Source organism: Nocardiopsis metallicus (genome assembly GCF_014201115.1).
Taxonomy (GTDB): domain Bacteria; phylum Actinomycetota; class Actinomycetes; order Streptosporangiales; family Streptosporangiaceae; genus Nocardiopsis; species Nocardiopsis metallicus.
The window spans coordinates 6,210,739-6,237,338 of record NZ_JACHDO010000001.1 but is presented as its reverse complement, the minus strand read 5'-3'; the positions used below and the strand labels follow the sequence as shown (position 1 = coordinate 6,237,338).

Below are 26,600 nucleotides of genomic sequence, written 5' to 3'. Positions count from 1 at the left end.
GCCGGGTGCCTGGCACCCGGCCCCGTAGTGGTTCCCTAGCCCAGCCTTCCGCGGGCACGGTCGGCCGCGCCCGTGGCGCCGACGAGGTCGAAGACCTCCGCGGCGGTGGTCCACCGCTGTTCGGGGGCGTCGCCCAGGTCGCCCAGGCGTTCCAGGGCCTTGCCGACCTGGTAGGCGCGGTCGGCCGCGAGGAAGTGGTCCAGCGCCGTGTTCAGCAGGGTGACGGACCTGGCGGGGTCGTCCTTCTCGGTCAGGCGGGCCAGGCGTTCCAGGACCTTGCCCTCGTTGGCGTGGTCCGGGCCCTCCCGGAGCGCGTGTTCGCCGAACAGCCGGAGCGACTCCTCGTAGCGTTCGGCCGCCACCTCGTGGTCGTGGGCCCACAGGGCGGTGTCGCCCAGGTGCATGTGGTGCAGGGCCAGGGGGCGTGTACGGGTGTGGTCGAGGAAGGGCAGTGATTCCTTCAGGAGGCGCTCGGAGGCCGCACGCTCGCCCTCACGGCGTTCCAGGATGCCCAGCCACTCCAGAGCGGCGCCCAGGCCACGGGGGTCGGCACCCTCGGTCCGGGCCGCCGCCAGGGAGAGTTCCAGCTGCCGACGGGCCTCGGCCAGGCGGCCCCGGCCCAGCAGCGCCTCGCCCCACTGGGCCCGGATCCGTGCCGTGGCGTCGGCGTCCCCGCCGGCCTCGGCGTCCCGCGCGGCCAGGGCCAGCAGGGTGAGGCGCTCATCGATCCGGCCGTGCCCGGTGAAGTAGGCGTTGGCGGCCTCGGCCACCTGCCAGGCGTAGCCGGGCTCGGGGCGGCTGCCGTCCCACACCCGGCCAGTGCTCTCCACGCAGGCCATGATCGCTTCCAGGTTGGCCTCGAACCACACCGCGGGGCTGGGGTCCCACTCGGCTTTGCGGGGCTTGAGCAAGGCGCTGCGCTCGCGGACGCGTCGGCGGCGCTTCAGCCACTGGTCCAGCTGTTCCCCGGCGTTCTCGGGCGGTTCGGCGGCGCTCGGCCGCTTGGCCTCGGTGAAGTCCGGCAGGGGGTAGGGCGAGGCCCGCCCGTACAGCGGGCCGAGCCTCCAGCGTTTGGCGGTGTCGGCGGCGACCGCACCGAACAGGTAGTAGCCGCGGGTCCGCCGCTGGTCGAGCCGGCGTTCCTGGGCCGAGCCCCGCGTGCGGGCGACCCATCCCGCGTGCTCGTAGGTGAGGTCCTCCATGACGTAGCGGCCCGCCCAGTCGGTCTTGACCAGGGTCCGGTTCAGGAGCTGCCGCAGTGCCTTGGAACCGCGCTCGGGCTCGTCGGAGAAGTACGCGCGGGCGAGCCAGGCGTCGAAGTCCCGGGTGGGGTGGGTGCCCAGCGCCCGGTAGAGCCGCGCGGCGTCGGGATCAAGGGCCTGGTAGGGCACGTCGAAGACCGCGGCGGGCCGGGTGGCCGCCTCCGATACCTCCTCCAGGAAGTCGATGCGGCCGCTCTCCGCCATCCGCTCGACCAGTTCCGCGACGGACAGGTCCGTCGAGTCGTACAGCAGTCCGGCGGCGTACCCGGCGAACAGCGGGATCCCGCCGCAGAGGTCGACCAGGCGTGTGAAGGCCTCGGGTTCGGCGGTGCGCCGCTCGGGCCCGAGGACGTCGTCGAACAGGGCGGTGATCGCCTCGTCGGCCAAAGGTCCGACCTGGACGGCGGCCGGTCGGCGCATGCCCAGGCCCCGTACGGGTTCGCGGCTGGTGGTGATCACGACGGTGCCGGGCAGGTCCGACAGGAAGGGTTCGACCTGGGCGGCGGTGCGGACGTCGTCCAGCAGGATCACCACCGGCCTGCCCTCGGTGTGCTGGCGGAAGAGGCTGAGCTTGCCCTCCAGGGTGTCGAACCCCGGGGCGTCGGTGTCCACGCCGACCGCGTGGAAGTACTCGTCGCACACCTGCTCCACGCCCCTGCCCCGCCCCAGTCCGGGGTCGCCGCCGCAGGCGACGGCCAGCTGGGCGTGGCCGAAGCGGTGCCGGTTCTGGATGATCCAGGTGAGGACGAGCGTGGTCTTGCCGACCGCCGGTCCGCCGACGACGCTCCACAACCAGCCGCCTTCACCGGACTCCGCGCGTTCGAGGAGGGTGTCGAACAGGGCCAGCTCCTCGGTGCGGTTCTGGAAGACACTGGTCTCCCGTTGCGGGAGGATCCGCACGGTTCTGGCCTCGGGCTGGTGGATGCTGACCGGACCGCCCACCGAACCGATCTGGATCTGTGTGCCGTGGTTGTCGCCCTGGGAGGTATTGCGTGTGCCACTCACAGCGCCCCATCCTGGCCGAGAACGGCGTCTCCCACCAGCCCCACAGGTCGGAGGGGCCTGACCGACACCGGTCACGGTCCGTCTCGGCGCACCCCTTAACCTGTCATCCCCGGTGCCCCGCTCGGGACCGCCCCGACGCACCGGGCTGCGAAAGGTCGGTGGTTACCCCCCATGTCCGACTCCACGACCCGGGCGACGACGGCGCCGCTCGGCGGGCGCTTCTGGGCCTTCTGGTCCGCGTCGCTGGCCTCGAACCTGAGCGACGGCGTGGCGATGATCGCCGTGCCCTGGCTGGCCTCCTCGCTGGCCCCCGACAACGCCGCGCTGGTGGCGGCGGTGGCCACCGCCGGGCGGCTGCCCTGGCTCCTCCTGGCGCTGCCCGCGGGGGTGCTGGTGGACCGGCTGCCCCGGTTCACCCTGATGGTCTGCGCGAACTCCCTGCGGCTGCTGCTGTGGGCGCTGCTCGCCGCGGTGGTCCTCGCCGGCTGGGCCTCGGTCCCGTTGCTGGCTGTCTTCGCGTTCTGCTTCGGCGCCCTGGAGGTCTGTTACGACACCGCCGCCGAGACCACGGTGCCGGCGCTGGTCCCCAAGGGGAACCTGGAGCGCGCCAACGGGCACGTCCGGTCCGGGGCGATCGTGGCGGAGGAGTTCGTCGGGCGGCCGCTGGGCGGTTTCGTGCTGGCGCTGGGGCTGTTCGTGCCGTTCCTGTTCAACATCGCCGCGCTGCTGGTCTCGGTGGTGGCCCTGCTGAGAGTTCGCGCGACCGCGCCCACCCAGGGCAGCGCCCCCGAACTCGCTCCGGAGGACCCGCCGAAGGCATCCCGCGGGCTGCGCGGAGTGCGGGAGGACGTGGTCGAGGGCGTGAAGGCGCTGTGGAGCCAGCCGCTGCTGCGCGCGGTGGCGGTCATCGCGGTCTTCGTCAACACCGCCTACGCGACCATGCTCTCCACCCAGGTGCTGTTCGTCCGGGACACCCTGGGGCTGGGCTCGGCCGGGTTCGGCCTGCTCATGGCCTTCGCCGCGGTCGGCGGGATCCTCGGCGGCCAGCTGGTCTCATGGCTGCGCGCGATCCTGCCGGACGGCACCCTGCCCGTCTTCTGTCTGGCCGGGAGCGGCCTGCTCTACCTGGTGGTGGCGGTGTTCCCGCTCACCCCGGTGGTGGCGGGGGCGTACTTCCTCTCGGGCGGCCTGGTGCTGGGGTACGCGGTCGCGATGACCTCGATCCGCCAGCGCATCACCCCGGACCACCTGCTCGGCAGGGTGAACGCCGCCATGCGCACGGTCAGCTGGGGCATGAGCGCCGTGGGCATGGCGGCCGGCGGTGTCCTGGTGGCCTCCCTGGCGCCCGCCCTGGGCCAGACCGACGCGCTCCGCGTCCCCTACGCACTGGTGAGCGCGGTCAGTCTGGCCGTGGTGGTGTTCTTCGGCCGCGGGCTCGCCGGTCTGGTGCGGGAGCACGACGTCTGAGCCCTCACCGGTGTCCTCCCCCGGCTCCGGAGCGGGCCGGGGCTCTCGGGACGGGGGAGGCAGCGGTGGCGCGGCAGGGAGCGGGGCGGCCGAAGGCGATCGGTCGGGAGCGGTGCGGCGGAGAACCGCGGGCCGGGGCAGGAGGGTCGCGCCCCGGTCCGGTCAGTTCCCCAGGGTGCGCAGCATCCCGTGGGCCTCGTCCATGCGGGCGGGGAACGCCTCGGGGTTCTCGGCCAGGCGCATGGCGGTGAGTTCGCAGGCCATCGCGGCGTGGGAGGCCAGGACGGCGACGCTCTCCACCGCCCCCGCCTCGATGAGCGCTCCGGCCAGGCGGAGCGCCCGTTGTTGGCGGGTGAGCAGGTAGCGGGATCTGAGGTCGATGCTCTCCCGCAGGAGCCGGACCAGGACCGCCGAGTGCGCCGGGGACAGGGCGGCGTAGGGCCGGGCGACGGTCGCGGCCTCGCGAAGCAGGGTGAGTGCCGCCCCGAGGTCGCTGCCCAGGGGGCGGTCCGCCTTGTCCAGCACGTAGGCGCACATGCGGTCGGCCTCGGCGCTGTCGTCGGCGAACAGCACCTGTTGTTTGTCACCGAAGTACCGGAAGAAGGTGGTGCGGCCGACCTCGGCGCGTTCCGCGATGGCGGCGACCGTGACGTTGTCGAATCCGTGTTCGGCGAAGAGCTGGAAGGCTGCCGACACGATCGTGGCCCTCGCCTTACGGCGTTTGCGAGCGTGGAGCGTGTCCGGGGGGTGGTGCATGGGCGACCCTATCGAGTGGGAACTCGGTTCTTGTTGGTACGCGGGACCGTCCATTGGGACGGTGGTCCCGAAACGGACCGAGAGACCGAGCTAGCGGGAAGTCTTCCGGGCTGGAGGACGGGTTGTGGCCGGTATACCGAAACCCGGAGGAGTCTCGGCGCGAACACCGGTTGGCCCGGGAGTTTATTGCAAAGAGATCGGGTACTGACAACCGCCTTCCACTCACCGCTGACACCCTTGCTCGGAAAGGGTTCCCTCCACACGGAAGTTATCCCTCCCAGGATCCCAGCATTTCCGAACGGTGTGAATTAACCACCCACGGCAAATCGTTCGGGTTCCTAACTATTCAGTTACCGAGATGTCCGGAACCCCGCCCCCGACGCCGCTCCCACCCCTCTCCCACTCTCCGGACACGGCCTACCGGGTGACCGCCCTCCGAATGTCGCACCCCTGTGCCACAGTGGAGATATCACTCACACCCTGGGGTTTCTCATGGCGTATCTCCTGGTCATCGGCACACGCAAGGGCCTGTTCACGGCCCGCAGCGAGGATCGGCGCGGGTGGGAGGTGAGCGGTCCGCACCGGCTCGACGAGGCCAACGACGCCGGGATGAGTCCCGTCTACACCGTCGGGATCAACCCGCACACCAAACGACTGCTCGCCGGGACGGAGAGCTGGCACTTCGGTCCGAGCGTCTGGCACAGCGACGACCTCGGCGCCACCTGGACCGAGCCCGGGGCCCCGCCCATCGCCTTCCCCGAGGACACCGGCGCCTCGCTCACCCGCGCCTGGCAGTTCGCCTTCGGCGCGGACCCGGAGACCGTGTACGCCGGGGTGGAACCGCACGCCCTGTTCCGCTCGGACGACGGCGGGACCAGCTTCGAACTGGTCCGCGCGCTGTGGGAGCACCCGCACCGCACCGACTGGTCCCCCGGGGCCGGGGGCGCGGCGATCCACACCGTCCTGCCCGGCACGCTCGGCTCGGGCCGACGGTCCCCAGAGGCGATCACCGTGGCCATGTCTACCGGAGGTGTCTACCAGACCGAGGACGACGGGGCCAGCTGGGCACCGGCCAACCGCGGCATCGCGGCGGGATTCCTCCCCGACGAGGAGCCCGAGTACGGCCAGTGCGTGCACAAGGTCGCCGCCGCCTCGGACGGCTCCTTCTACGCCCAGAACCACCACGGGGTCTACCGCAGCGCCGATCCGGCCGCCGACGGGTGGAGCCGGATCGAGGAGGGCCTGCCCACGGACTTCGGCTTCGCGGTGGTCGCCCACCCGCACCGCCCCGAGTCCGCGCTGAACTTCCCCGTGGTCAGCCAGGAGGTGCACTTCCCGCCTGGGTACCGGCTGAGCGCGTACCGCACCGACGACGGCGGCGGGTCCTGGCGGGCGGTCAACGAGGGTCTGCCAGCGGACCCGTACTTCGGGATCGTGTTGCGCGACGCCGCCTGTACCGACGGCGCGGACGTCCCCGGCTTCTACTTCGGCACCCGCTCCGGGGACGTCTACGCGGCCACCGACGACGGCGGACGCTGGGAGCCGGTGGCCGCGCACCTGCCCGACGTGCTGTGCGTCCGGGCCGCGGAGGTGTGAGATGCGGGTGACCGTACACCTGACCAGCGTGCTGCGGGCCGACGCCGACGGAGCCGCCCGCGTCCCGGTGGAGGTCGACGACGGCACCGCGCTGCGCGGGGTGCTGGACGAGCTGGCCGCCCGCCACCCGGGGCTGGACCGCAGGATCCGGGACGAGCGGGGCCAGCTGCGCCGTTACGTGAACGTGTTCGTGGACCAGGACGAGTGCAGATCCGTGGGCGGCCTGGACGCCGCGGTCCACGAGGGCTCGGACGTCCGTCTGCTGCCCTCCGTGGCCGGGGGCTGAACGGCGGACTCCCCACGGCACCGGCCGCGGGGAGTCCGGACACGGTCGGCTAGCCGATGCCGGTGTGCGCCTTCGCGGTCCCCTGGCCAGCAGCCGTCCGACGGCGCAGGGGCAGCGGACGGAGCCGGACGATGCTGCGCCACACCCACTCCAACGGGCCCAGACGGAACGCGCCCATCCACCAGCGGGCGGCCAGGACCATCACCGCGAAGTAGGCGGCGGCGAGCCCGTACTGCGCCAGCAGGGTGATCCCGCCCTCCAGCGGCTTCGTGCACAGGAACACGGCGGTGCTGAGCAGGTACACGGTAAGCGTCATCCGGCCCAGGGGCGCCAGGGTGCCCAGCACACGGGAGGCGGCACGGCCGCGGCGCACCAGCCACCACACGAGCCCCAGGTAGACCAGGGCGCCGCCCAGACCGGTCAATGAGGCACCCAGTGACACCAGGGCGTGCGATCCCGGATCGACCACCGGCAGGCCGTCCGCGCCCAGCACCGGGATGCCCTCGGCGTCGAACTCCATCGGGAAGAGCCAGTCGGAAGCGAACATGAGGACGAACCCGAGGGGCTTGATGAGCAGGCCCGCCCAGATCATCCGCACCGGGAGCCTGGTCGGCCCCTCGAAGTCCGGGGAGAGCTCGGGGCGGCGGGCCAGCCACACGCCCAGGCAGAAGAAGGCCAGTGTCTGGGGCACCATCGCGACCAGGAACAGCAGTTCGTTCCCCTGGCCGACGAGGTACTCCAGGGCGGGGGCGGCGGCGAACAGCGCCACCGCCGCCCAGAACGGGCGGGCCCGCGATCCGCCGAGCAGCAGCGGCAGCGCCGGGGCCAACAGCAGAGCGGACACCGAGTACAGGGTGAGGATGTCCCCGGAGAAGACCAGCAGGTGCGGCACTCCGAAGACCACGCCGAGGACCGCATACCTCCAGAGCGTGAGGACCATCGGGCGGCCCCCGCGCCTTTCCGCCGCCCGCCAGGACAGGACCACTCCCACGCCCAGGAGCACCATGAGCATGGATCGGGCGTTGCCGGACATCAACAGGTTCAGGGCGGCGTCGACCGCCGCCGTCAGGGTTGACTCCGGCCTCTCCCCGCCGCGCTCGGCGGCGAAGACGACGATCGGCGCGTTCATCATGACCACGCCGATCATCGCCAGGGCGCGGGCCACGTCGAGGAAGGCGACCCGACGGACGGGCACGGCCGCGCTCTCGGGCGGTTCGGCGGACTGGTCTGCGCCCGGCACGGGCGGATGCGGGGTCGTCTCTTGCATGGGGCCTCCTTGGCAACCTCCCCAGGATCGTCCGCGGCCCCCTTCCCGCACATCGCCCGAACAGCCGAGACGCCCGCGCCCGGGGGTACGACTTTCGGCCGACCCCGAGGCCGCGGGCACCGACTTTCGGCCCGCCACCGTGTACGCGCCGACCGGTGCCGCGCACGGGTCCTCCCTTTGACCGATGCCCGCACGAGGGCCGGGCCCTAGCCTTGGCCCTATGTCACCGAGCTGGCTTCCCACCCGCCTGAACAGGCTTTTCGTCCCCGACGTCAACGGCTTCCCCGTGTGGGCCTACCTCGCCGCGCTCGCCGTCACCCTGGTGATGCCGCTGCTGTGGACCCTCGACCTGGTCAACGTGCTGTCCACGCGGGAGATCGACGACTGGATCGGGCCGCCGCACTCCCGCATGGACTTCGCGTACACGCTCTCCGGAGCCGTCTGCGCCCTGTCCGCCGCGCTGGCGGTGTGGCCCCGCGTCGGCCCCTGGGCGACCCTGGCCGCCGGTTCGGCGGCCCCCTTGTCGGTGCTGGCGGCCTCGGCGCTGCTGTGGCCCGCGCCCAAGGGGGTCTTCGGCTACCCGCTCGGCGTGGCCGAGGTCTTCGGCATGCTGGTGCTGCTCGCCCTCACCGCCCTGCGCTGCAGGCCCTGGCAGGTCGCCCTGGTGTCGGTGCTGTGCGCCCTGGCCGTCTACTCGGACTACCTCCGCGACCCGTTCAGCCCCGACCCCACCTCCGCCCTCCTGATGGTCGCGGTGGGGCTCGCTCCCGGGCTGTACCTGCGCTGGCGCCAGGCGGAGCGCCGCGCACACGTGGATCGGGTCCGCGCCGAGGAGCGGCTGGCCATCGCCCGCGACCTGCACGACGTGGTGGCCCACGAGGTGACCGGGATCGTGGTGCAGGCCCAGGCCCTGCGGCACGTGGCCGAACGGGACCCGGAGGCCGTCCGGGCGGTACTCCCGGAGATCGAGGCGGCCGGGGCACGGGCGCTGGAGTCCATGCGCGGCATGGTCTCTCGGCTGCGCGAACCCGGGGAGGCCCCGCTGACCGCGGAGCCCTCGGAGGTGCTGACGGCCCTGGCCGCCCCAGCCTCACACGGACGCCCGGAGGTATCCGTGCACGTGAGCGGGCCGGTACGGGAACTGCCCGCGGAGGTGGGCACGGCGGTACTGCGGATCGCCCAGGAATCTGTCACCAACGCGCTGCGGTACGCCCGGGGCGCCAGCCGGGTGAGCGTGGTCGTGTGCGCCGACAGCGAGGAGGTGCGGCTGCGGGTGCGTGACGACGGGTGGGGCGGCTCCGGACGCGGCGCGGGGGGAACGGTCGGCGGCGGGCACGGCCTGGTCGGCATGGCCGAGCGGGCTCGGATCCTCGGCGGGGACCTGTCCGCCGGACCGGACGGAATCGGGCAGGGTTGGACCGTGCGGGCGACGATCCCCGCACCGCGCGACCAGGGGAACGAACAGACGTGACGATTCGGGTAATGCTCGCCGACGACCAGCAGATGGTCCGCACGGGTTTTCGCTACATGCTCGACGCCGAGGACGGAATCTCGGTGGTCGGGGAGGCCGGTGATGGGATCGAGGCGGTCCGGCTCGCTGGGGAACTGCGCCCGGACGTGGTCCTCATGGACATCCGGATGCCCGGGATCGACGGCCTGGAGGCGACCCGGAGGCTGGCCGGACCGGGGGTGGCGGACCCGCTCAGGGTAGTCGTGGTGACCACCTTCGACCTGGACGAGTACGTGCACGCGGCGCTGACCGGCGGCGCGGTCGGGTTCCTGCTCAAGGACGCGGGACCGGCGCTGCTGATCGAGGCGGTGCGGGCCGCCGCCCGGGGTGATGCGATGGTCTCGCCGCAGATCACGGTGCGTCTGCTCAAGCACTTCGCGGCTTCCCAGGCGCCCCGGCGGGACCACGGCCAGAGCGGACTGACCGCGCGTGAACTGGACATCGTGCGGACGGTCGCGCGCGGGCTCACCAACACGGAGGTGGCCTCGGAGTTGTACGTCACGATCAGCACGGTCAAGACGCACCTGGCCCGGGTCCAGGAGAAGCTGGGAGCGCGCAACCGGGTGGAGGTCGCCGCCTGGGCCTACCGGAGCGGGCTCATGGAGTGAGTCGTCGGACGCCTGGCCGCGCCGCTCAGCTCTCGGGGCCTCGCCGCTTGACGAAAAAGTGAGCGGGTTCTGACCCTTATCGCCCGCGTCGTCTGGGTACACACCCATGCACCGAGTGTGATGATCGGTGAGGAAATGGGTGCAGACGACATGACTGCGAGGAATGACCTATGGCCACCATGCGCGCGGCCCGGCTGAACATCACCGACCGAACCCTCGAGGTCACCGACGTGCCCAGACCCGTGCCGGGCCGGGGGCAGGTCCTGGTCCGGGTCAGGGCCGCCGGAGTGTGCCTGTCCGACGTCCACCTCATCGACGGCACCCTGAGCCCGCTCCACCTCGACGAGGACACCGTCACCCCGGGGCACGAGGTGTCCGGGGTGGTCGAGGAGCTGGGTCCGGAGGTGCTCGACGTCGAGGTCGGCGACCGGGTGGCGCTCCAGGCCGGTGAGCACGACCGGCACGGGCGCGTGCTCACCCGGGGCGTGGACTACGACGGCGGCTGGGCCGAGTACGCGCTGGCTGGTGAGGACACGCTCGTCCCGATCCCGGACGAGCTGTCCTTCGAGCAGGCCGCGATCATCCCCGACGCCGTCTCCACACCCTGGGCCGCCGTGACCGCCACCGGTGACGTACGCCCGGCCGAGGCCGTCGCGGTCTGGGGCGTGGGCGGTCTGGGCGCGCACGCCGTCCAGCTGCTGCGGCTGGTGGGCGCCGCCCCGATCATCGCCGCCGACCCCGACGAGCACGCCCGGGCGCGTGCCCTGGAGTACGGCGCGGACGTCGCCCTGGACTCCACCGCGGCGGACTTCCTCACCCGGATCGGTCAGCTGACCCACGGCCGCGGCCTCGACGCGGCCTTCGACTTCGCCGGGGTCCCCGTCGTGCGCGAGCAGGCGGTCCGGGTGCTCGGCGAGCACGGCCGCCTGGTGCTGGTCGGCCTGACCGACAAGCCGCTGGAGGTCGGGGACGGCACCCGGTTCAGCTACCTGCGCCAGCAGATCCTCGGCCACTACGGTTCGGAGGCCGAGCACGTGGTCCAGCTGGTGGACCTGGTGCGGGCGGGCCGCCTGGAGTTCAGCCGCTCCATCAGCGGCGCGTTCTCCCTGGAGGAGGCGCCCAAGGCCGTGGAGCAGCTGGAGAAGCGGATCGGCTCACCGGTCCGCCTGGTCCTCCAGCCCTGACCGCCCTGACCCAAACCGCACAGCCCTCGGACTGCTACCAGTTCGAGGGCTTGTAGTTCCTGAGATTGTTGTTCGCCAAAAACCCACCCTTGCGTGTGCACATTGTGCGCACAATCCGGGGTATGGCTACCAGCATGAAGTCAGAGAGAATCCACCTGAGAGTCAACGACCAGCAGAAGGCCCTGCTCGAGGCCGCGAGCGCCGCCTCGGGGGACACGGTCTCGGCCTTCGTCCTCGGTGCGGCCACCGAAGCGGCGGCAAACGCGCTGGCGGATCGACGGGTCTTCATGTTGGACGAACAGGGGTGGGCAGCCTTCGACTCGGCCCTGGAACGCCCCGCACGCGACATCCCCGGATTGCGAAAGCTCCTGACCGAACCCACGGTGCTCGATGAGAACAGCTCTCAGCATCATGAGGACGACACGTGAAGCCGAGGTTCGGGCCGGTCGAGCCGCTCACCGCACAGCACAGGACGGCCGACTTCGACTGCGGATCACACGCCCAATCCGACTGGTTGAGCGACCATGCCCTCCAAGCGCACCGATCGGGTGGGTCACGCGTGTATGTCGTGTGTGACGAAGACCCGGACACGGATCGCCCGGTCGTCGGCTACTACGCTCTGGCCGCTGGAAGCATCGCCCCCTCGGTGGCCCCCAGCCGACTCCTGCGCGGTGCCGGCAAGTATCACCAGCCCGTTGTCATCCTGACCCGGCTGGGGGTAGACATCCGCGTCCAGGGGACGGGACTCGGTAAAGCCCTCGTAGTCGATGCGCTGCGCAGGGTCGCGGTGGCTTCCGAAACGATCGGCGTCCGAGCCCTCCTGATCCACTGCGAGAGCGAATCAGCACGACAGTTCCACCTCGGCCTCGCTCAGTTCGAGCGGAGCCCCAGCGACCCGATGCATCTCGTACTACTGATGAAGGATCTACGCCGCGCACTCGCGTGATCCGCAGGCCGCCCAGCCCTCGGACTGCTACCAGTTCGAGGGCTTGTAGTCCTTGAGGAAGCAGCCGTGCAGATCCTCGCCGAGCTCGCCGCGGACGATGGGGTCGTACACGCGGGCGGCCCCGTCCTCCAGGTCCAGGGGGGCGTGGAAACCGGCCTCGGCCATCCGCTCCTTGTCCGGGTGCGGCCGCTCGTCGGTGATCCACCCGGTGTCCACGGCGGTCATGAGGATACCGTCGCTCTCCAGCATTTCCGGGGCGCTGGTCCGGGTGAGCATGTTCAGCGCGGCTTTGGCCATGTTGGTGTGCGGGTGGCCGGGACCCTTGTACCCGCGGCCGAACACGCCTTCCATCGCGGACACGTTGACGATGTACGTGCGCCGCGCGGGAGAGGCGGCCATCACCGGGCGCAGCCGATCCACCAGCAGGAACGGCGCGCTCACATTGCACAGCTGCACCTCCAGCATCTCGACGGGGTCGACCTCGCCAACGCGCTGGGTCCAACTGTTGACCGGGGCCAGGTCCGGTACCAGGCCGCCCGCGTCGATCGCCCCGCCCTCGCGGATCCGGTCCGGGTGCGCCGCGCCGGTGGTCAGGGCCAGCGAGGTGAGCATCTCGGGGGTCAGCGTGTGCGGAGCGGCCTTGGCGACCTCGGATTCGGGTGCGCCCTCCAGCTCGCGGGGGCGGACCCCGCCGAGCACCAGCGGTTCGGGCAGTCCCTTCCCGGTCAGCGGCTGGGCCTCGGCGGCGATCAGCGGGGCGTAGGAGCCCGGTGAGCGGCGGACGGTCTGCGCGGCGTTGTTGATGAGGATGTCCAGCGGCCCCCGCTCGGCCACCGAGTCGGCCAACCGCACCACCTGACCGGGGTCGCGCAGGTCGATACCGACCACCCGCAGGCGGTGCAGCCACTGGTCGCTGTCGGGCATCGCGGCGAACCGGCGCACGGCGTCGTTGGGGAAACGCGTGGTGATGGTGGTGTGGGCGCCATCGCGCAGCAGCCGCAGCGCGATGTACATGCCGATCTTGGCGCGACCGCCGGTGAGCAGGGCCCGCCGCCCGCCGAGGTCGGTGCGGGCTTGGCGGCGCTGCCGGTTGAAGACCGCGCACTCGGGGCAGAGCTGGTGGTAGAAGGCGTCGACCTCCTGGTACTTCTGCTTGCAGACGTAGCAGGGGCGGGCCTTGCGCAGGACCCCGGCGATCTGCCTGGATTCGGGCTGCCCGGCCTCCGTGCCCGAGGCCTCCTCGGCACCCGTGTCACCCGGGTCCCCACTCGCGGCCAGTGCCCGGCTGGTCAGGGCTCGGCCGTTGGTCTCGTCGTCGATCCGGCCCGGCGCGGCCGTGGCGGTGGCGGCGAACACGGCCTCGTCGTGGGCTTTGCGGGCGGCGTGGCGCTCTTTGCGCCGCCACTCCTTGAGCGCCTTGAACATCCGGGCCGTGGCCCGCTGGAGGGCCCTGGAGTCGTCGTGGTCGGCGGGCAGCTGCTCCGCCTCGGCCAGCACCTCCAGGCACACCCGAAGCCTGTCCGGGTCGATCCCGTCGACCGTCGACCGCGTCACCGTTTCCGTCACCACTGCATCCCGCCGCTGTTCCGATGGCCGCTTTGCCGGGCCAACAGGAACTTTATGCGCACTCCGGTACCGGACGGCCGGGATGCTCCCCGCCCGCATCCCCCGACCCGGTGCGAAGGGGTGCGCGGGACGGGAGACCATGGGGTGGACAGTCGCGGGGAACAGCCCAGAGAGCCGGTGAAGAGAGTCGATGCCTGAGTTCGTGGTCCTGCTGGATGAGCGGCACCAGCGGGTGGGGGTGGCCGACAAGGCCACCGTGCACACCGAGGACACCCCGCTGCACCTCGCCTTCTCCTGCTATGTCGTGGGGCCGGACGGGCGCGTGCTGCTCACCCGCCGCGCCCTGGGCAAGACCACCTGGCCTGGGGTGTGGACCAACAGCTGCTGCGGTCACCCCGCCCCGGAGGAGACCATGGTCGAGGCGGTGCGCCGCCGGGTCCGCCAGGAGCTGGGCATCGAGTTGACCGAGGTCACCGAGGCACTACCGGACTTCCGCTACCGGGCGGTGTCGACCGAGGGGATCGTGGAGAACGAGTTCTGCCCGGTGTTCTGGGCCCGGACCGAGGACGTCCCCTCCCCTGACGCGAACGAGATCGCTGAGTTCACCTGGGCCGCCTGGCCGGAGGTGGTCATGCTCGCCGAACGGACACCCTGGGTGATCAGCCCCTGGGCGGCGGAACAGATTCCGCAGCTCAACGACGCGCGCTGACCAGGCCGGGGCCGACCTTCCGGTTTGTCGGAAAAACCCGAAGGACACCACTCAACACTTGCGCACCATAAAGTCGTGCTATGTCCAACACACCCCCCGGCCATGGTTGGCACTACGGTGAGCCCGACCCCCAGCAGCCGCACCACGGTCACGCGGAGCGACCGCTTCCTCCCTATCCCCGACAGCCCGGCCACCCGGGCGCGCCGTACGGCCGGGGAGGCTCGTACCACGCCGGGCCCGACAGCCGTTCCCCTTACGGTCCGGATGGTCCGTACGACCGTCAGGGTCCGCACGACCGTCCGAATCCGCACCACCCGTATAACCCGCACGGCCACCAGGCTCCGCACCACCCGCAGGCCCCGCACCCCCCGCAGGGCGAGACCAAGCCCGTCGGCCGCGCGTTCCTGCTCCTGATCCTGCTCAGCTGCGGCGCCCTCGCCCCCTTCGTCTACGGGTACGCGGCACTGCGCTACTGGTCCCGCGCGGCGGGCATCTGCGCCCTGATCACCGTGCCGTTCGTCGTCGTCATCGTCGCGAGCGGGGAAGACAGCACGCTCGGCACGGTGGCCAGCGGCATCTACATCGTCTTCGTCGTCCTCGCCACGGCCTACCTGTACCACGACCTCTACGGGGTGAACTCCGACCGCGCCAAGAGGCTGCGCGGCGAACCGGTCACGGCCGCGCCCGGCGGCTCGGCGCCCTCCTCGGCGGAGGGTGCCCGCAAGGTCAGCAGCAACGCGGAGCTCAGGGCGAGGGCGGCCGACCGCGCCCAGCGCAGGAAGGAGTCCCGGAGACTGGCCGAGGAGGACCCCGCGCTCGCACGGGAACTGGGTGTGGGCCGACCCGACCTGCAGACCGGCTATGACGACGGTGGTCTGGTGGACCTCAACCGGGCCCCCGCCCAGGTGATCGCCGGGCTCCCCGGCCTGACCTCCGAGGACGCACAGGCCCTGATCACGGCCCGTTCGTCCGCGCCGTTCATCTCGCTGCCCGACGCGCTGATCCGCACTGGCCTCCCGGCGCACCTGGAGGACGAGATCTCCGACTACGTGGTCTTCTGAGCACGGCTGCGGGGTAGGTAGACCGCGGCACCCCTCAGGAGTTGGAGCACACCCCATGCCCCCTCACACGCACGTTCCCGTCCGTCCCTCGGCCCTGGTCCTCGACGCCCTGGACACCCTCTTCCCGCTCGGCCCGCTGGAGTGGCGGTTCCGGGAGGCCGGGATCCCGCGGGTGCTGATGACCCGGTGGCGCGACCACCTGCTGCGGGACGCGTTCGCGCTGTCCCTGCTGAACGAGGCCCGCAGCTTCGAGGAGGTCGCCCGGGGTTCCCTGCGCGACATCACCGGGAACCAGATCGCCCCGGCGGCGGAGGACGCCATCCTGGACGGGATCACCCGCCTCGAACCCCGCCGTGAGGCCGCCCCGGCCCTGGCGGCCGCGCGTGAGCGGGGGGTGCGGACGGCGGTACTCGGTCAGGGGGACGGGGATCAGGTGCGCCTGCTGGTGGAGCGCTCCGGGCTCCCACTGGAAATCCTCGCCGAGGGTGACCGGCCCGGAGCGTGGAAACCAGCCCGTGAGCCCTACCTGGCGGCGGCGCGCGCCCTCGACGTGGCCCCGGGGCGGCTGGGGCTGGTCACCGCGCACGGCTGGGACGCGGCGGGCGGCCGCGCGGCCGGACTGGTCACGGGCTGGTCGGCGCATCTGGAGGGACGCTTCCCGTCGGTCTTCGCCAGCCCCGACGTCGAGGGCCGGGACCTGGCCGAGACCGTGGACCGGCTCCTCGCCCTGCCCGAACCCAAGCCGGCCTAGCTTCTCCCCAGAGCTCAGTCTTCCCAGGTGCGGTCGTATTCGGGGTGGCCCCGGTAGACGGCGGCCAGGTACTTCACCGCGAGTCGCCAGGCCAGGAGTTCGGACCAGGGGTCGCCCTTGGCCTTCACCGCCTGGGCGGAGGTGTCGATGATGCTCATGCTCGCGGTGTGCGCCTCGGTGTAGCCGCGGACGATCTTGCGTTTGGCCGTCACCTCGGCCAGTGCGCGCTCCCGGCCGCGTGAACCCACGGGGACGGCCTTGGACGCGCGTTCGTCCTCATCCAAACGCGCGTTCAGGAACTCGACGATGGTCAACGGACGACTCCTCTTCTGTCCCCCCCAATGCCCTACATAAGGTTCAGTATCTGCCATTTGACCCGCTTGGGCCACCCGGCAGGCCCCGCTGATCCGGGTGGATGTGGCACCGCGTTCCCAGCCGTCACACCGGGTACCCGCCACTCCGGCAGCGTTCCCCCGCTGATACGTCGCTCCCCGAGCACGCCTCAGCCGCAGCCCTCGAACTGCGGGACGCTCCGGACCACCTCCAGGTCGGTCTCGCCGAACCACTCCTCCAGCAGGTCCACCGCGGTCCCGTCCTGGTACATCTCGCTGACCGCCTTGTTCACCGCCTCGCAGGCCGCCACGTCGCCGTGTGGCAGACCCACGCCGTACTTCTCGTCGGTGAACGGGTTGTTCACGAAGCGGAACGAGTCCGGGTCCTCGGCCAGGAACCCGGCGAGGATCAGGTTGTCCGTGGACACCGCGTCCACCGACCCCTCGCTCAGCCTTTCGATGCAGACGCTGTAGGTCTCCGCCTCCTGGAGCTCGAGCACGTCGATGCCCAGGCCGTCGGTGATCCGGAAGGCCGAGTTGGAGCCCGCGCCCTGGCAGACGCTGCGCCCCTCCAGGTCGCGCACACCGTCCACCGCGTCCTCCTCCGCGCGCACCAGGATGTCCTGCTTGGCCACGTAGTACGGGCCGCCGAAGGTCACCTCGGTCTTGCGGGCGGGGGTGATGGAGTAGGTCGCCACCACCATGTCCACCTCACCGCTGACCAGCTTCTCCTCGCGCTCGGCCGAGGTGATGCCCACCAGCTCCACATCCTCGATCCCGAGGTGGGCGGCGATGTAGTTGGCCACGTCCACGTCGAACCCGACCAGCTCGCCGTTCACGTCCAGGCCCAGTCCGGGCTGGTCGTCCTTGACCCCGATCGTCAGCGAGTCCGCGTCGACCAGGGACTCCTCCCGCTCCGCCGAACAGGCGGGCAGCAGCATCACCGCCACGGCGCCCAGGGCTGCCGCGGCCGCGCCACGACGGTGTCGAAACCACATCGGCCTGTTCCTTGTCTCTCGGGGGTCAGAGTCTGTCCGGGGTCAGCGGTACTCGGCCAGGCGGGGCCGGACCCCGACCACCACCAGCGCGAGCAGGACGAGGGCGCCGACCGGCAGCCCCCAGGTCCACGGGGACAGCGCGGCGTCACCGCGTTCGATCCCGGCGGTGAACTCCTCCTGGTGCCGCTCGATCAGCCCGCCCAGCGCTTCGGTGTAGGCGGGGAAGAGCCCGTCCTCGGCGTGCGCCACCCCCATCCGGATGTCGATCGCCGCGGCCAGGTCCTCCTCCTCGGCGGCCTCGCGCATCAGCTGGTCCTCCTCCTGGAGGGCGGCGTAGGCGGTGAGCACCTCGGCGAGGGCGCCCTCCTGACCGGGCAGCAGCGAGTCCTGGGCGCTCTGCCCCAGGTATCCGAGTGTTCCCGGATCGTCGGGGTCCGCGCCGTCCGAACCGGGCAGGTTCGGGTAGGCACCCGGGATCTCACCGATCGCCTCGTAGTAGTCCGTCAGGGTGCTGGCCGGGCGGAACAGCACCTGCTGCGCCCGCTCCAGGTACACCTGCTGGTAGTTGTCGGCGTAGTCGCCGTCCGCGAGGTAGCGGCTCTGGTCAGCCTGCATGTCGGTGGCGATCGCCCCGGCCCGGGCCAGCGCCATGGCGGCGTCCAGTCCTTCGTCCTTGGCGTCGCTCTGGTGGGCCCCGCTGCTGTTGAGGGCCATGATGACGCCGAGGGTGAGCACCACGGTCCCGGCCGTGGCGGCCAGGAGCGGGGCGTTGAACCGGCGTCGGAACCGCACCCGCAGGTACAGCTGGAGGCCGATGAGCGCGGCCACGGTCGCCACGCCCACCACACCGACCCACACGAGTCCGAGCGCCACTGTGGCCTGCCCCTCCTCGTGGTTGGCGCGCACGATAGCCGAGGAGTCCAGTCCCAGGTTGAACGCCTTGGGCAGTAGCTCGGTGTGCATCAGCTGGGTGGCCTCCCGATACGCCTCGAGGGCGTCGGGGTCCACCTCCCCCGGAGCGGCCTGGGCCTCGTCGTTGAGCAGACGCGCCTCGCTGACCTTCTGGTCGTAGACGCCCATCCCGTCCAGGACAGCCTGGACGTTGAGCTCCTCGACGGTGTCGCCCTCGGTGAGGGAGGCCGCCTGGAGCAGGGCCGCGTTGGCCTGGGCCCGGCTGCCGTCGTACCGCTCCAGGGCCGCCTCGCGCCCCGACCCGAGATCGTGGTCGGTACCCATGAGCAGCACGTCCGCGACGCCGGCGTCCATGTCGGCCAGGGCCAGGTACAGCTCGGTGGTGGCCATGGCCTGCGGCCCGGCGTCGCGGCCCAGGACGGTGAGCCCGTCACGGGCCTGGTTCAGCGTGACCGTCGCGGAGCCGTACAGAGTCGCGATGGTCAGCACGCACAGGAGCGTCAGCGCCCACACCCGGGCGGGCGTGGTCCGCATCGAGGCGCGCGCCCGCGGCCACCACGAACGGAGGTACCGCCCTCCCGTGGAGCCGTCGGCGGGGTTGCGCGTGGCGTCGCCCTCCGGCTGTGCCGGTCCGGAACCGTGGGGTCCGGTGAGCTGCCGACCGCCCGGCCGCCCGCCGGGGGCCGACTCGACGGACGACGGTGGCAGAGAGGGGGCGCCCGGTTCCGGGCGCCCGGCCACCTGGTCGGGGTTGGGGGGCATCAACGGGGTTCACCCCTTCTGGAGGATGATGACGGTCCATGCGCCGACGTAGATCCTGTCGCTGTCATTCAGGGGAACCTCCACGTGGTGGGCGATGGGGTTGGCCGTCCCGTTGATCGTGGTCCCGTTGGTCGACCCGGGGTCGACCAACGACCACGTGTCGCCCGGGCGGGAGAGCAGGACCGCGTGGATGTGGGAGATCGCGGGATCTCCCCCGGGGCCGCCCAGGTCGATCTCCGGGGTGAACCCCTTGGACCTGCTTCGTCGTCCGATGTGCACCCGCTCGCCCTGGAGGGTCACCCGGCGCTGCTGGCCTCCTGCGGGGAAGCTGATCTGCGTCGGGTCGAGCATCCCCTGGTCGACCATGTACTGGTAGTAGGCGGGGTCGGCCGCCACGACCGCACGCCAGCGCACCCCGATCGGCGCGCTGCCGGGCGCGGAGATGCGCCGCTGGTGGCTGCCCGACTGGGAGGCGAAGTCGTATCCGCACTCCTCGCAGAAGCGGCCCGCCCTGGAGGTGCCGCACTCCGGGCACGGCCCTCCCCGGGTCGCCGGTCTGGGTCTGGGCGGTGACTGGTCGGGGGCGGGGCGCTGTGCCGGTGGCCGCGCCGACGGTTGCTGCGGATGCTGCGGGTATTGATGGTGCTGCGACTGCTGGTGTTGCTGATGACGCGGGTGCTGCTGCGCGGGTGGGTGGCCAGGGGGCGGCACGGACAGCGCCTGGAGGCGCAGCCCGCAGATGTCGCAGAAGTCGGTGGCCGTGGAGTGGTGCCCTGAAGGGCAACTCGGCATGGGTCCCTCCTACCCGGGTCCGGGGGCACCGCCGGTTCCCGGTCCGCTCTGGCGGGGACGGGTCCGTACGGTCCGGGTCGAGTTGGTGTCGAGGGTCATCTCGTCGACCTTGTCGACGCTGGGCTTGAGCCGGACCGTTCCGGTGACCGCGTCGACGACGTCGACGACGCGGTCGAGGAGTCTCGCGGTCTCCTCGTTCCCCGACTCGTTGGCGAGCGCGACGGCCCGACCCAGCCTGGTGGTGGCGGTCGCTTCGTCTCCCTCGCGACGGGCGGCGAGCCCGTCCTGAATCGCCTGGGCCAGTTCGGCCTGACCCGTGTAGTGGGCCACCCGGGGGTTGATCTCGGTGGCCCTGACCTCGTCCGACGTCCACTCGGCGAGGATGTTTCCGGAGGCGAGGACCTGGTCCGGGGCCCCGCCCTCGCCGGGCACCACCACTCTGACCCAGCCCGCGCGCAACTGGCGGCCGGGATCGCCCGGCGGTACCTCCACGCACACGTGGTAGTCGCGGCTCTCCGTACCCCAGGAACCGGTGGGGTAGTCCCCGGCCTGGGCGACCCGTTCGACCGCGCGTCCGCTGAGGTCCTGGACGGTGGGCGCCACCTGTTTCACGTAGCGCACCACCGCGTGTTGGGGCGTCCACAGGCGCAGTGCCACATCGGCCACCGCCTTGCCCATGGAGGCCTGGGCCATCGCCCGGAAATCCGCCTCCAGGTCGGCGGGGTCGGCGATGATACCCGGCCCGCCGCCGAGCAGGGCGGCGTCGATCCGGCGCAGCTCCGCCACCTTCCAGTCGGTACCCACCCCGCGGCAGTCGCAGACGAACCGTCCGGCGAGCCGCTGGAGCACCCCCTCGAAGACGTCGGACATCTCGTTGTTCTGGCCGTCGGTGAGCAGGATGGCGTGCTTGATGCCGTCGTCGACGGTGTCGAACAGCGCCGCGGCCTTGAGCAGCCAGCTGCCCATACGGGTGCCGCCGTCGGCGCGCAGCTTGCCCACCGCGTCCAGCGCGGCCGCCCGGGTCGAGGCGTCGACCTCCACCAGGCGGGCGGTCTCGGGGAAGATCATCTCCGCCTCGCGGTGCCCGGCGACCACCGCGAAGCGGACGCCGTCGCGCAGGGTCTCGATGGCCGCGCGCGCCGCCTGCTTGGCCGCGTTGATCTTCTCGCCGTACATGGAGCCGGAGGTGTCGACGATGATCACCTCCGCGGCGCGCACCGCCGAACCCACCAGCACCGGGCTGTTCGAGGTCACGCTCACCACGGCGTGCACCTCGGTACCACCGATGGGCAGGAAGGGGTTCTGGTCGATCTCGACGCGGAACTCGGGCTCGCCGGAGCGGTCAGAGCTGTGCGGCACGGGAACCCCCTTGTTCGGTGGGTACGGGAATGACGACGACGGTGATGTTGTCCTTGCCGCCCGCTCTCAGGGCGAGGCTGACGTAGGTGCGGGCCCCCTCCAGCGGGGCGGCGGTGGCCCCCGGTACCGCATCGGTCAGGTCCTGGGCCTGCGGGTAGTAGTTCCAGAGGCCGTCGCTGCACAGCAGGATGGCACCGGGACCGGTGGGGGTGACCGTCGAGACGTGCGCGTCGATCTCTCCCGAGTCCGCGCCCATCCAGGCGATGAGCGCGTGGGCGTTGGCCGAGCGCATCGCCTCCTCGCGGGAGAGCGCACCCATCTGCACCATCGCCTCGCTCCAGGAGTCGTCCCTGGTGAGCAGGGTCGAGGCACTGGAGGCGGGGCCGCCGGAGATCCAGTAGGCACGGCTGTCCCCGACCCAGCCGACGGTGACCGCGCCGGTGGCGGGGTCCACCACCGCGGACACGAAGGTGCAGGCCGGGGCGGAGCTGGGTGAGTCGGCGATGGCGGCGACCGCCTGGGCGGCGCGGGTCATCGCCGCCCCGGTGGCCTCGCGGGGGTCGGCCCCCTGGCGCATCTGCTCGGCGAGCACGGTCGCCCCGGTCTCGGCGGTGACCCGGGAGGCCTCGTCGGAGCGGGGCGAGCTGGAAACCCCGTCGCAGACGACCGCCACGACGGTCCCCGCGGCCCGGGGCGCGCCGTCCTCGATGACCCGGATGGCCATCGCGTCCTCGTTGCGCTTGTGCCGCAGGCCCCGGTCACTGACCCCGAAGGCCCGTCCGGCGCGGACCTCGACGTGGTCGCGTCCGGTGGGCTGGAGGAAACCGCACTTCTCGCAGTACCCGTCCACGACCCGTCCCGGGCACCACACGCACAGTTCGGGGTTGTCCACGGCGACCGGGTTGCTTCCCACGGCGGGCGGCGGCCACTCGGGGACGGCCTCCGCCGCCGGGGGCGCTCCGGCCGGTTCGGGCCTGGATGCGGGGGGCGCCGGGTTCCGGTAGATGGGTTGGGTGATCTGGAGGTCGACCGCCTCCCAGTCCGAGAGCTCCCCGTCGGGGTCCCCGGCACCGTCAGCGTCCCCGTCGCCCCGGCCACCGCCCTCGATCCGCTCGTCGCGCACTGCGCCGTTCAGGCTGACCTGGGGCGCGGTCGGGGCGCCGTCAGCGGGGGTCAGGCCGGGACGCTCCACCACCATCGTCTCCGCCTCGGAGGCCGAGGCCCCGGACATGCTCGGCTGGGGGGTGGTGGGCACGCGGTCGGGTTGACCGCTCTCCTCCGTCCGCGCCGACGGGGCCTTCGGGAGGGTCTGACCGCACCCCTCACAGAAGGCGTCCTCCGCTGACACCGTGTCGGCGCAGGTAGGGCAGGTCCGCACCTTTGTCATCGCCGTTCCTTCGATCCTCACAGGAGTGTCACCGGGCGTAGGGAGTTCGCCCTGTCGATGAGCTCGTAGCGCTCCGAGGTCCGGCTGGCCCGGTGTGCCAGGGACCGGTAGCGGCGCTCCAGGTTGGCGCGGACGCCCTCCTCGGTGAGGTCACCGTCCAGGAGTCGCTGACCGGCCGGGGCGCTGCCGCCCGACCGGAGCCAGGTCAGGGCGGACTCCAGGACCCGGGCGGCCAACCGGTCGGCGGACTCGCTGTCCAGACCGATCCGGCCGAGCCGTTCACCGGCGCGCACGTAGTCGGCGCTGTCGGTGGCGCCGGTGGCGAGCGCGGCGATCAGTGCGGTCTGGGCGTGGATGTACAGGCTCGACAGCTCGGGGACGGTGTCCAGGACCTGGATGGCGGAGGCCCGGTCACCCTGGGCCACTCTGATCCGGGCCAGTCCGAAGGCCGCGCTCACGTAGGAGTGGTCGGTGGACCACACCGTGGCGTACTGGCGTGCGGCCGTCTCCAGGTCTGCGGTGCGTTCGCACGCCAGGGCCAGGCCGAGCTTGGGCGCCACCTCCCCGGGGAGGTGGTCGTAGAGCTCGTCGAAGTGGTTCCGGGCCTCCTGGAAGCTGCCCGTGCTGAGTTCGGCCACGGCGAGGTACCACATGGTCCGCCAGTCGCCGGGCACGGCCGAGCTGAACTGTTGGAGGGCGTCCAGGGCCTCGTTGTGCTGGCCGACCGTGATCAGCGCCCGGGCGAGCATCAACAGGGTCTCGGGGGTGGGCGCCTGGGCCGCGCGCAGGGTCGGGATGAGCTCGGCCGGGGGCATGCCCGCGAAGCTGCGCAGGAGTTGGGCGGCCGGGTCGACCGGGTCGACGAGCGGGGCGGGCAGCAGCCCGGCGGCCTCGGTGGGCGAGGGCGGGCTGAGCATGCGGTCGGCGTTGTGCGCGCCCACGTCGGAGCCGCTGGTGAAGGTTTCCCCGCCGAAGAGCGCGGAGGCCGCCGGGTGCGGGGTGCCCTCGATCTCGGAGAGGACCTCGCGGAGCACCCCGGTGAGCTGGTCGGCCATGTCCCCGGCGTCGTGGAAGCGCGACTCGGGTTCGATGTTGGTGGCCCGGCGCAGGAAGCGGTCGTAGGACTCGTACCGCTGGAGCAGCGGCACCTCGTTCCGGGGCGGGATGCTGTGCGGGTGCTGGCGCATGAAGCTGAAGTGGAAGCTGAGCACCGCCAGGGCGCGGCCGACGGAGTAGAGGTCGGCGCTGATCGTGGGGCCCGGCCCCCGGAGCTCGTCCTCGGGCACCCGGTAGCCGGGGGTGGTGTAGACGGGGCTGAGCGTGTCGTCCATGCGCCGGACGCCGCCGAGGTCGATGAGCTTGATCAGCTCCTCGCTCTGGATGACGTTGTCCGGCTTGAAGTCGCAGTAGAGCAGGCCCTTGGAGTGCAGGTAACCGAGGGCGCGCAGGCACTCCAGGCCGTAGGCGATCACCCGCTCGACGGGGAGGACCTCCTCCCCGGAGCCGTCCTGCCGGCGTTCGACGAGCAGCTCCCGCAGCGATTTGCCGCCCACGTACTCCATGACGATGTGGCCGCCGGGGATTCCGGTGCGCGGGTCGGGGTGCTGGGAGAAGTTGATGATCTTGACGATGTTGGGGTGCTCGACCTCGGAGAGGAAGGCCCGTTCCGCCGCGGCGGCCTTGTGCGCCTCGGCGTCACCGGCGTTGAGCAGGCCCTTGAGGACCACCCAGCGGTCGTTGACGTTGCGGTCCCTGGCCAGGTAGATCCAGCCGAGCCCGCCGTGGGCCAGGCAGCCCAGGACCTCGTACTGACCGCCGACCATGTCGCCCTTGGCCAGCTTGGGGGTGAAGGAGAACTGGGTACCGCACTGGCGGCAGAAGCCCTCGGTGCGGCCTTCCTGGCCTCCGCGGGCCCGGCCGACCTTCTCTCCGCAGTTGCCGCAGAAGCGGTTCTTCTCCGACACGACCGGGTTGGTCATGATCGCTTCGGAGGGGTCGCGGGCGGGGACCAGCGGGACCTGGACCATACCCAGGCCCAGCATGCCGCGCTTGGAACCGCGGCTGGAGCTGCTCCCGGTGCGCGAGCTGCCGACGGTCCCGGCGGTACTGCCCGGACCGGAGCGGCCGGACAGGCGGATGTTGCCCGAGCTGATCGGGTGGGAGTGCACGGACATGTCGTTGCCCGCGGGGTCCCGGAGGGAGGGGCTGGAGGGCACCCACTGGTCGGTGGCACCGCTCCCGGCCGGGGAGGGGCCGGAGGCCGGGGAGGGTTGCGGACCCGAACCCAGTGGACTCGCCTGCTGGGGCACTCCGAAGACGGGCTGGGGTCCGGAGGCCGCAGGCCGCGGGGCGGGTGGTCTCTGCTGTCCCGGGGGCGCCTGGGACGGCTGGGGCCAGGAAGGGTGCTGGGCGGCCTGGGGCCCGGAAGGGTGCTGGTACCCGGGCGGGCGTTGGGGCCCCGAGGGGCCCCGGTAGCCAGGGGATCCGGGAGGTCCGGGAGGTCCGGGGGATCCGGGTGCCGGACCCGCGGTCGGCGCCCCGGCACCCGGCTGGGGCACAGGAGGCTGTGTTTCCACCGGGGCGAGACCGCACACGACACAGAAGCCGTCCTCGATCTGGCCCTGGCAGCCGGGAGAAGTGCACTCGGTCATCTGCTCACACCACCATCAGTCTCGCCATCTGACGCCCTGTCTCCCGGTGTGGTTCTGCTTCCCGGGGGTTCGTCTCCCGAAAGTTCCTGGAGCCTCCGCTGGTAGGCGGACAGCGCCACGGTGGCCGCTCGCAGGTCACAGGGGGCGTTCCACAGTTCCCAGTGGGCGCGGCCGTGGAGTTCGGTGAGCCGTTCGTGTTCGGCCAGACCGAGGCGGACCGAGCGGGCCCGGAAGGCGTCGAGTCGGCCGCGGAGCTCGGCCCGGCGCTGGAGGAGCCCGGTGAGGTTGTCCTCCCGTTCCTTCGCGTCGTCACCGGCCTGGTGGACGGAGCGCTGCAGCTGTCCCAGCCGGGCGCCCAGCCCCCACCAGTCGCTCTGGGAGCGCAGGATGTCCATCTCCACCACGGCGGCGCGCAGCCCCGGCACGGGGTCGGGGACGTCGATGGCCCGGGGTGAGGAGATCTTCGCGATGACCCGGGCGCGCAGTTCACCGGCGCGCCGGACGACCTGTTCCACGTCGTCGATGGCCGAAACGAGGCGCTTGATGCTCTCGGTGTAGGAGTCGCGCATGCGCAGGGCGTCGCGGAGTTCGCCGCGGGTGCGGTCGAGCAGGCCCCTGAGGCGGTCCAGGGACGAGGTGTCGACGCGGGCGTCGACGACCAGGGAGAGGGGGTCGCGGCGGACGGTCTCCCCCACTCGGAACAGCTGTTCGCGGAGGTTCTCGTGCTGATCGTCGCCCAGTTCGACCTGGTCGGAGAGGGTGCAGACCTCCTGCCACATGGACTCCAGCTCACCGAGCCTGGGGTGCAGGGCGTCCCAGGCGGTCTCCGCCGCCGAGATGACCTCCGTGGCCTCCTCGTAGTCGGCGGACATACGCGCGACGGCCTCGGCGAGGGTGATGTGTTCGGTGTCGGGGTCGAGCAGTCCTCGCTCGCGCAGGGGCTGCTCGGCGAGGGGGAGCGTGACGGACTCGCCCAGGAGCAGGAACGTGAGTTCGCCCAGCGGGTCCTCGCCACCGTTCGCACGCACCCGGACCGCCCGGTCGATGACCGCCGCGAAGGCGCCGTGTACCGTCCACAGCCTGTGGAGGTGCACCGAGGCCTGATCCCAGCGGCTCCTGGTCCCGCCGACCAGGTCGGCCTCCCTGAGCAGCTGGTATCCCACGTGCCGGTCCAGATCGGCGAGGTTGAGCGCGATACGGTCGGCCTCGCCGCGGACCCGGTTGAGCGCGTGGTCGACGCCCTCCCAGCTCATCGGCGGCACACCCGACCCTGAAGCCCTCGCCACCTGACGTATCACCCCCGGCTGCCCGAGCCGCTCCGTACTCTCTCTTTACCTAGGACAAGAGTGTGGCCGGGCCCACCCCGATCCACAAGGGACTACGCGTTTTCCGGCCACGAGCGGCCACAACCGCAACACACACGTCATCTGCGG

The 26,600-nt window shown here is 71.8% G+C and carries 23 protein-coding genes; 11 read left to right on the top strand and 12 right to left on the bottom strand.

Features of this window, described 5'->3' with window-relative positions; genetic code table 11:
* Positions 1-35 precede the first annotated feature (35 nt).
* Complete coding sequence (locus tag HNR07_RS27385) at positions 36-2,267, bottom strand: tetratricopeptide repeat protein (RefSeq protein WP_184367928.1); 2,232 nt, start codon at positions 2,265-2,267, stop codon at positions 36-38.
* A gap of 171 nt (positions 2,268-2,438) precedes the next feature.
* Here HNR07_RS27385 and HNR07_RS27380 point away from each other — a divergent pair, with 171 nt between their 5' ends.
* Positions 2,439-3,734 carry an MFS transporter gene (locus HNR07_RS27380; RefSeq protein ID WP_184367925.1) on the top strand — a complete coding sequence of 432 codons (1,296 nt, stop codon included), beginning with the start codon at positions 2,439-2,441 and terminating at the stop codon, positions 3,732-3,734.
* A gap of 162 nt (positions 3,735-3,896) precedes the next feature.
* Here HNR07_RS27380 and HNR07_RS27375 read toward each other — a convergent pair whose 3' ends face one another.
* Positions 3,897-4,490, bottom strand: coding sequence for a TetR/AcrR family transcriptional regulator (locus HNR07_RS27375; RefSeq protein ID WP_184367922.1), 594 nt, complete (start codon positions 4,488-4,490; stop codon positions 3,897-3,899).
* A gap of 492 nt (positions 4,491-4,982) precedes the next feature.
* On the opposite strand from HNR07_RS27375, the gene HNR07_RS27370 reads away from it, so the two are divergent.
* Together HNR07_RS27370 and HNR07_RS27365 are read left to right on the top strand one after the other, a co-directional pair.
* A complete protein-coding gene (locus HNR07_RS27370) occupies positions 4,983-6,086 on the top strand; it encodes a WD40/YVTN/BNR-like repeat-containing protein (RefSeq protein ID WP_184367919.1) in 1,104 nt (367 codons plus the stop codon).
* Position 6,087: 1 nt separating this feature from the next.
* Positions 6,088-6,372, top strand: coding sequence for a MoaD/ThiS family protein (locus HNR07_RS27365; protein WP_184367916.1), 285 nt, complete (start codon positions 6,088-6,090; stop codon positions 6,370-6,372).
* A gap of 49 nt (positions 6,373-6,421) precedes the next feature.
* Here the strand turns inward: HNR07_RS27365 and HNR07_RS27360 are convergent, their stop codons facing one another.
* Positions 6,422-7,639, bottom strand: a complete 1,218-nt coding sequence (locus HNR07_RS27360) for a DUF418 domain-containing protein (protein WP_221318953.1) — start codon at positions 7,637-7,639, stop codon at positions 6,422-6,424.
* 220 nt (positions 7,640-7,859) lie between these two features.
* On the opposite strand from HNR07_RS27360, the gene HNR07_RS27355 reads away from it, so the two are divergent.
* From HNR07_RS27355 to HNR07_RS27335, 5 genes are all read left to right on the top strand, one after another.
* Complete coding sequence (locus HNR07_RS27355; protein ID WP_184367913.1) at positions 7,860-9,110, top strand: sensor histidine kinase; 1,251 nt, start codon at positions 7,860-7,862, stop codon at positions 9,108-9,110.
* Complete coding sequence (locus HNR07_RS27350; RefSeq protein ID WP_184367910.1) at positions 9,107-9,757, top strand: response regulator; 651 nt, start codon at positions 9,107-9,109, stop codon at positions 9,755-9,757. The genes HNR07_RS27355 and HNR07_RS27350 overlap by 4 nt, the downstream gene beginning before the upstream one ends.
* A gap of 170 nt (positions 9,758-9,927) precedes the next feature.
* Entirely contained in the window at positions 9,928-10,941 is a 1,014-nt protein-coding gene (locus HNR07_RS27345) for a zinc-binding dehydrogenase (protein WP_184367907.1), read from the top strand.
* Between the two features lie 134 nt (positions 10,942-11,075).
* Entirely contained in the window at positions 11,076-11,369 is a 294-nt protein-coding gene (locus tag HNR07_RS27340; protein WP_221318952.1) for a type II toxin-antitoxin system TacA family antitoxin, read from the top strand.
* Positions 11,366-11,887: an N-acetyltransferase gene (locus HNR07_RS27335; RefSeq protein WP_184367904.1), complete on the top strand. Its 522-nt coding sequence runs from the start codon at positions 11,366-11,368 to the stop codon at positions 11,885-11,887. The genes HNR07_RS27340 and HNR07_RS27335 overlap by 4 nt, the downstream gene beginning before the upstream one ends.
* A 27-nt stretch (positions 11,888-11,914) precedes the next feature.
* On the opposite strand, the gene HNR07_RS27330 is transcribed toward HNR07_RS27335, so the two are convergent.
* A complete protein-coding gene (locus HNR07_RS27330; protein ID WP_376769953.1) occupies positions 11,915-13,453 on the bottom strand; it encodes an SDR family NAD(P)-dependent oxidoreductase in 1,539 nt (512 codons plus the stop codon).
* A gap of 190 nt (positions 13,454-13,643) precedes the next feature.
* Here HNR07_RS27330 and idi point away from each other — a divergent pair, with 190 nt between their 5' ends.
* The 3 genes from idi (at position 13,644) to HNR07_RS27315 (ending at position 15,974) form a co-directional block, all read left to right on the top strand.
* Positions 13,644-14,162 (top strand): isopentenyl-diphosphate Delta-isomerase, encoded by a 519-nt coding sequence (gene idi / locus HNR07_RS27325; RefSeq protein WP_184367898.1) that lies wholly within the window; start codon positions 13,644-13,646, stop codon positions 14,160-14,162.
* 80 nt (positions 14,163-14,242) lie between these two features.
* A complete protein-coding gene (locus HNR07_RS27320; protein ID WP_246420523.1) occupies positions 14,243-15,223 on the top strand; it encodes a type II secretion system protein GspK in 981 nt (326 codons plus the stop codon).
* Between the two features lie 55 nt (positions 15,224-15,278).
* The gene (locus tag HNR07_RS27315) at positions 15,279-15,974 is read left to right on the top strand and encodes an HAD family hydrolase (RefSeq protein WP_184367895.1); all 696 of its coding nucleotides are present in this window, start codon (positions 15,279-15,281) and stop codon (positions 15,972-15,974) included.
* A 14-nt stretch (positions 15,975-15,988) separates the two neighbouring features.
* Here HNR07_RS27315 and HNR07_RS27310 read toward each other — a convergent pair whose 3' ends face one another.
* From HNR07_RS27310 to HNR07_RS27275, 8 genes are all read right to left on the bottom strand, one after another.
* Complete coding sequence (locus HNR07_RS27310; protein WP_184367892.1) at positions 15,989-16,288, bottom strand: DUF6221 family protein; 300 nt, start codon at positions 16,286-16,288, stop codon at positions 15,989-15,991.
* Positions 16,289-16,476: 188 nt separating this feature from the next.
* On the bottom strand, positions 16,477-17,304 hold the full coding sequence (locus HNR07_RS27305) for a glutamate ABC transporter substrate-binding protein (protein ID WP_184367889.1): 828 nt from the start codon (positions 17,302-17,304) through the stop codon (positions 16,477-16,479).
* A gap of 42 nt (positions 17,305-17,346) precedes the next feature.
* The gene (locus HNR07_RS27300; RefSeq protein WP_376769952.1) at positions 17,347-18,978 is read right to left on the bottom strand and encodes a hypothetical protein; all 1,632 of its coding nucleotides are present in this window, start codon (positions 18,976-18,978) and stop codon (positions 17,347-17,349) included.
* Between the two features lie 9 nt (positions 18,979-18,987).
* Positions 18,988-19,770 (bottom strand): FHA domain-containing protein, encoded by a 783-nt coding sequence (locus HNR07_RS27295; RefSeq protein ID WP_184367887.1) that lies wholly within the window; start codon positions 19,768-19,770, stop codon positions 18,988-18,990.
* Positions 19,771-19,779: 9 nt separating this feature from the next.
* Entirely contained in the window at positions 19,780-21,129 is a 1,350-nt protein-coding gene (locus tag HNR07_RS27290; RefSeq protein WP_184367884.1) for a VWA domain-containing protein, read from the bottom strand.
* Entirely contained in the window at positions 21,113-22,516 is a 1,404-nt protein-coding gene (locus HNR07_RS27285; RefSeq protein WP_184367881.1) for a PP2C family protein-serine/threonine phosphatase, read from the bottom strand. The genes HNR07_RS27290 and HNR07_RS27285 overlap by 17 nt, the downstream gene beginning before the upstream one ends.
* Before the next feature lie 17 nt (positions 22,517-22,533).
* Positions 22,534-25,167, bottom strand: a complete 2,634-nt coding sequence (locus HNR07_RS27280; RefSeq protein ID WP_376769951.1) for a serine/threonine-protein kinase — start codon at positions 25,165-25,167, stop codon at positions 22,534-22,536.
* Complete coding sequence (locus HNR07_RS27275) at positions 25,164-26,420, bottom strand: hypothetical protein (RefSeq protein WP_184367878.1); 1,257 nt, start codon at positions 26,418-26,420, stop codon at positions 25,164-25,166. The genes HNR07_RS27280 and HNR07_RS27275 overlap by 4 nt, the downstream gene beginning before the upstream one ends.
* Positions 26,421-26,600: the final 180 nt, after the last annotated feature.

Bases quoted from the DNA above. Each gene is read 5' to 3' on its own strand.
- HNR07_RS27380 (WP_184367925.1), top strand. From the start codon at position 2,439: ATGTCCGACTCCACGACCCGGGCGACGACGGCGCCGCTCGGCGGGCGC.
- HNR07_RS27375 (WP_184367922.1), bottom strand. From the start codon at position 4,490: ATGCACCACCCCCCGGACACGCTCCACGCTCGCAAACGCCGTAAGGCG.
- HNR07_RS27370 (WP_184367919.1), top strand. From the start codon at position 4,983: ATGGCGTATCTCCTGGTCATCGGCACACGCAAGGGCCTGTTCACGGCC.
- HNR07_RS27365 (WP_184367916.1), top strand. From the start codon at position 6,088: ATGCGGGTGACCGTACACCTGACCAGCGTGCTGCGGGCCGACGCCGAC.
- HNR07_RS27360 (WP_221318953.1), bottom strand. From the start codon at position 7,639: ATGCAAGAGACGACCCCGCATCCGCCCGTGCCGGGCGCAGACCAGTCC.
- HNR07_RS27355 (WP_184367913.1), top strand. From the start codon at position 7,860: ATGTCACCGAGCTGGCTTCCCACCCGCCTGAACAGGCTTTTCGTCCCC.
- HNR07_RS27345 (WP_184367907.1), top strand. From the start codon at position 9,928: ATGGCCACCATGCGCGCGGCCCGGCTGAACATCACCGACCGAACCCTC.
- HNR07_RS27340 (WP_221318952.1), top strand. From the start codon at position 11,076: ATGAAGTCAGAGAGAATCCACCTGAGAGTCAACGACCAGCAGAAGGCC.
- idi (WP_184367898.1), top strand. From the start codon at position 13,644: ATGCCTGAGTTCGTGGTCCTGCTGGATGAGCGGCACCAGCGGGTGGGG.
- HNR07_RS27320 (WP_246420523.1), top strand. From the start codon at position 14,243: ATGTCCAACACACCCCCCGGCCATGGTTGGCACTACGGTGAGCCCGAC.
- HNR07_RS27315 (WP_184367895.1), top strand. From the start codon at position 15,279: ATGCCCCCTCACACGCACGTTCCCGTCCGTCCCTCGGCCCTGGTCCTC.
- HNR07_RS27305 (WP_184367889.1), bottom strand. From the start codon at position 17,304: ATGTGGTTTCGACACCGTCGTGGCGCGGCCGCGGCAGCCCTGGGCGCC.
- HNR07_RS27300 (WP_376769952.1), bottom strand. From the start codon at position 18,978: ATGCCCCCCAACCCCGACCAGGTGGCCGGGCGCCCGGAACCGGGCGCC.
- HNR07_RS27295 (WP_184367887.1), bottom strand. From the start codon at position 19,770: ATGCCGAGTTGCCCTTCAGGGCACCACTCCACGGCCACCGACTTCTGC.
- HNR07_RS27285 (WP_184367881.1), bottom strand. From the start codon at position 22,516: ATGACAAAGGTGCGGACCTGCCCTACCTGCGCCGACACGGTGTCAGCG.
- HNR07_RS27280 (WP_376769951.1), bottom strand. From the start codon at position 25,167: ATGACCGAGTGCACTTCTCCCGGCTGCCAGGGCCAGATCGAGGACGGC.
- HNR07_RS27275 (WP_184367878.1), bottom strand. From the start codon at position 26,420: ATGAGCTGGGAGGGCGTCGACCACGCGCTCAACCGGGTCCGCGGCGAG.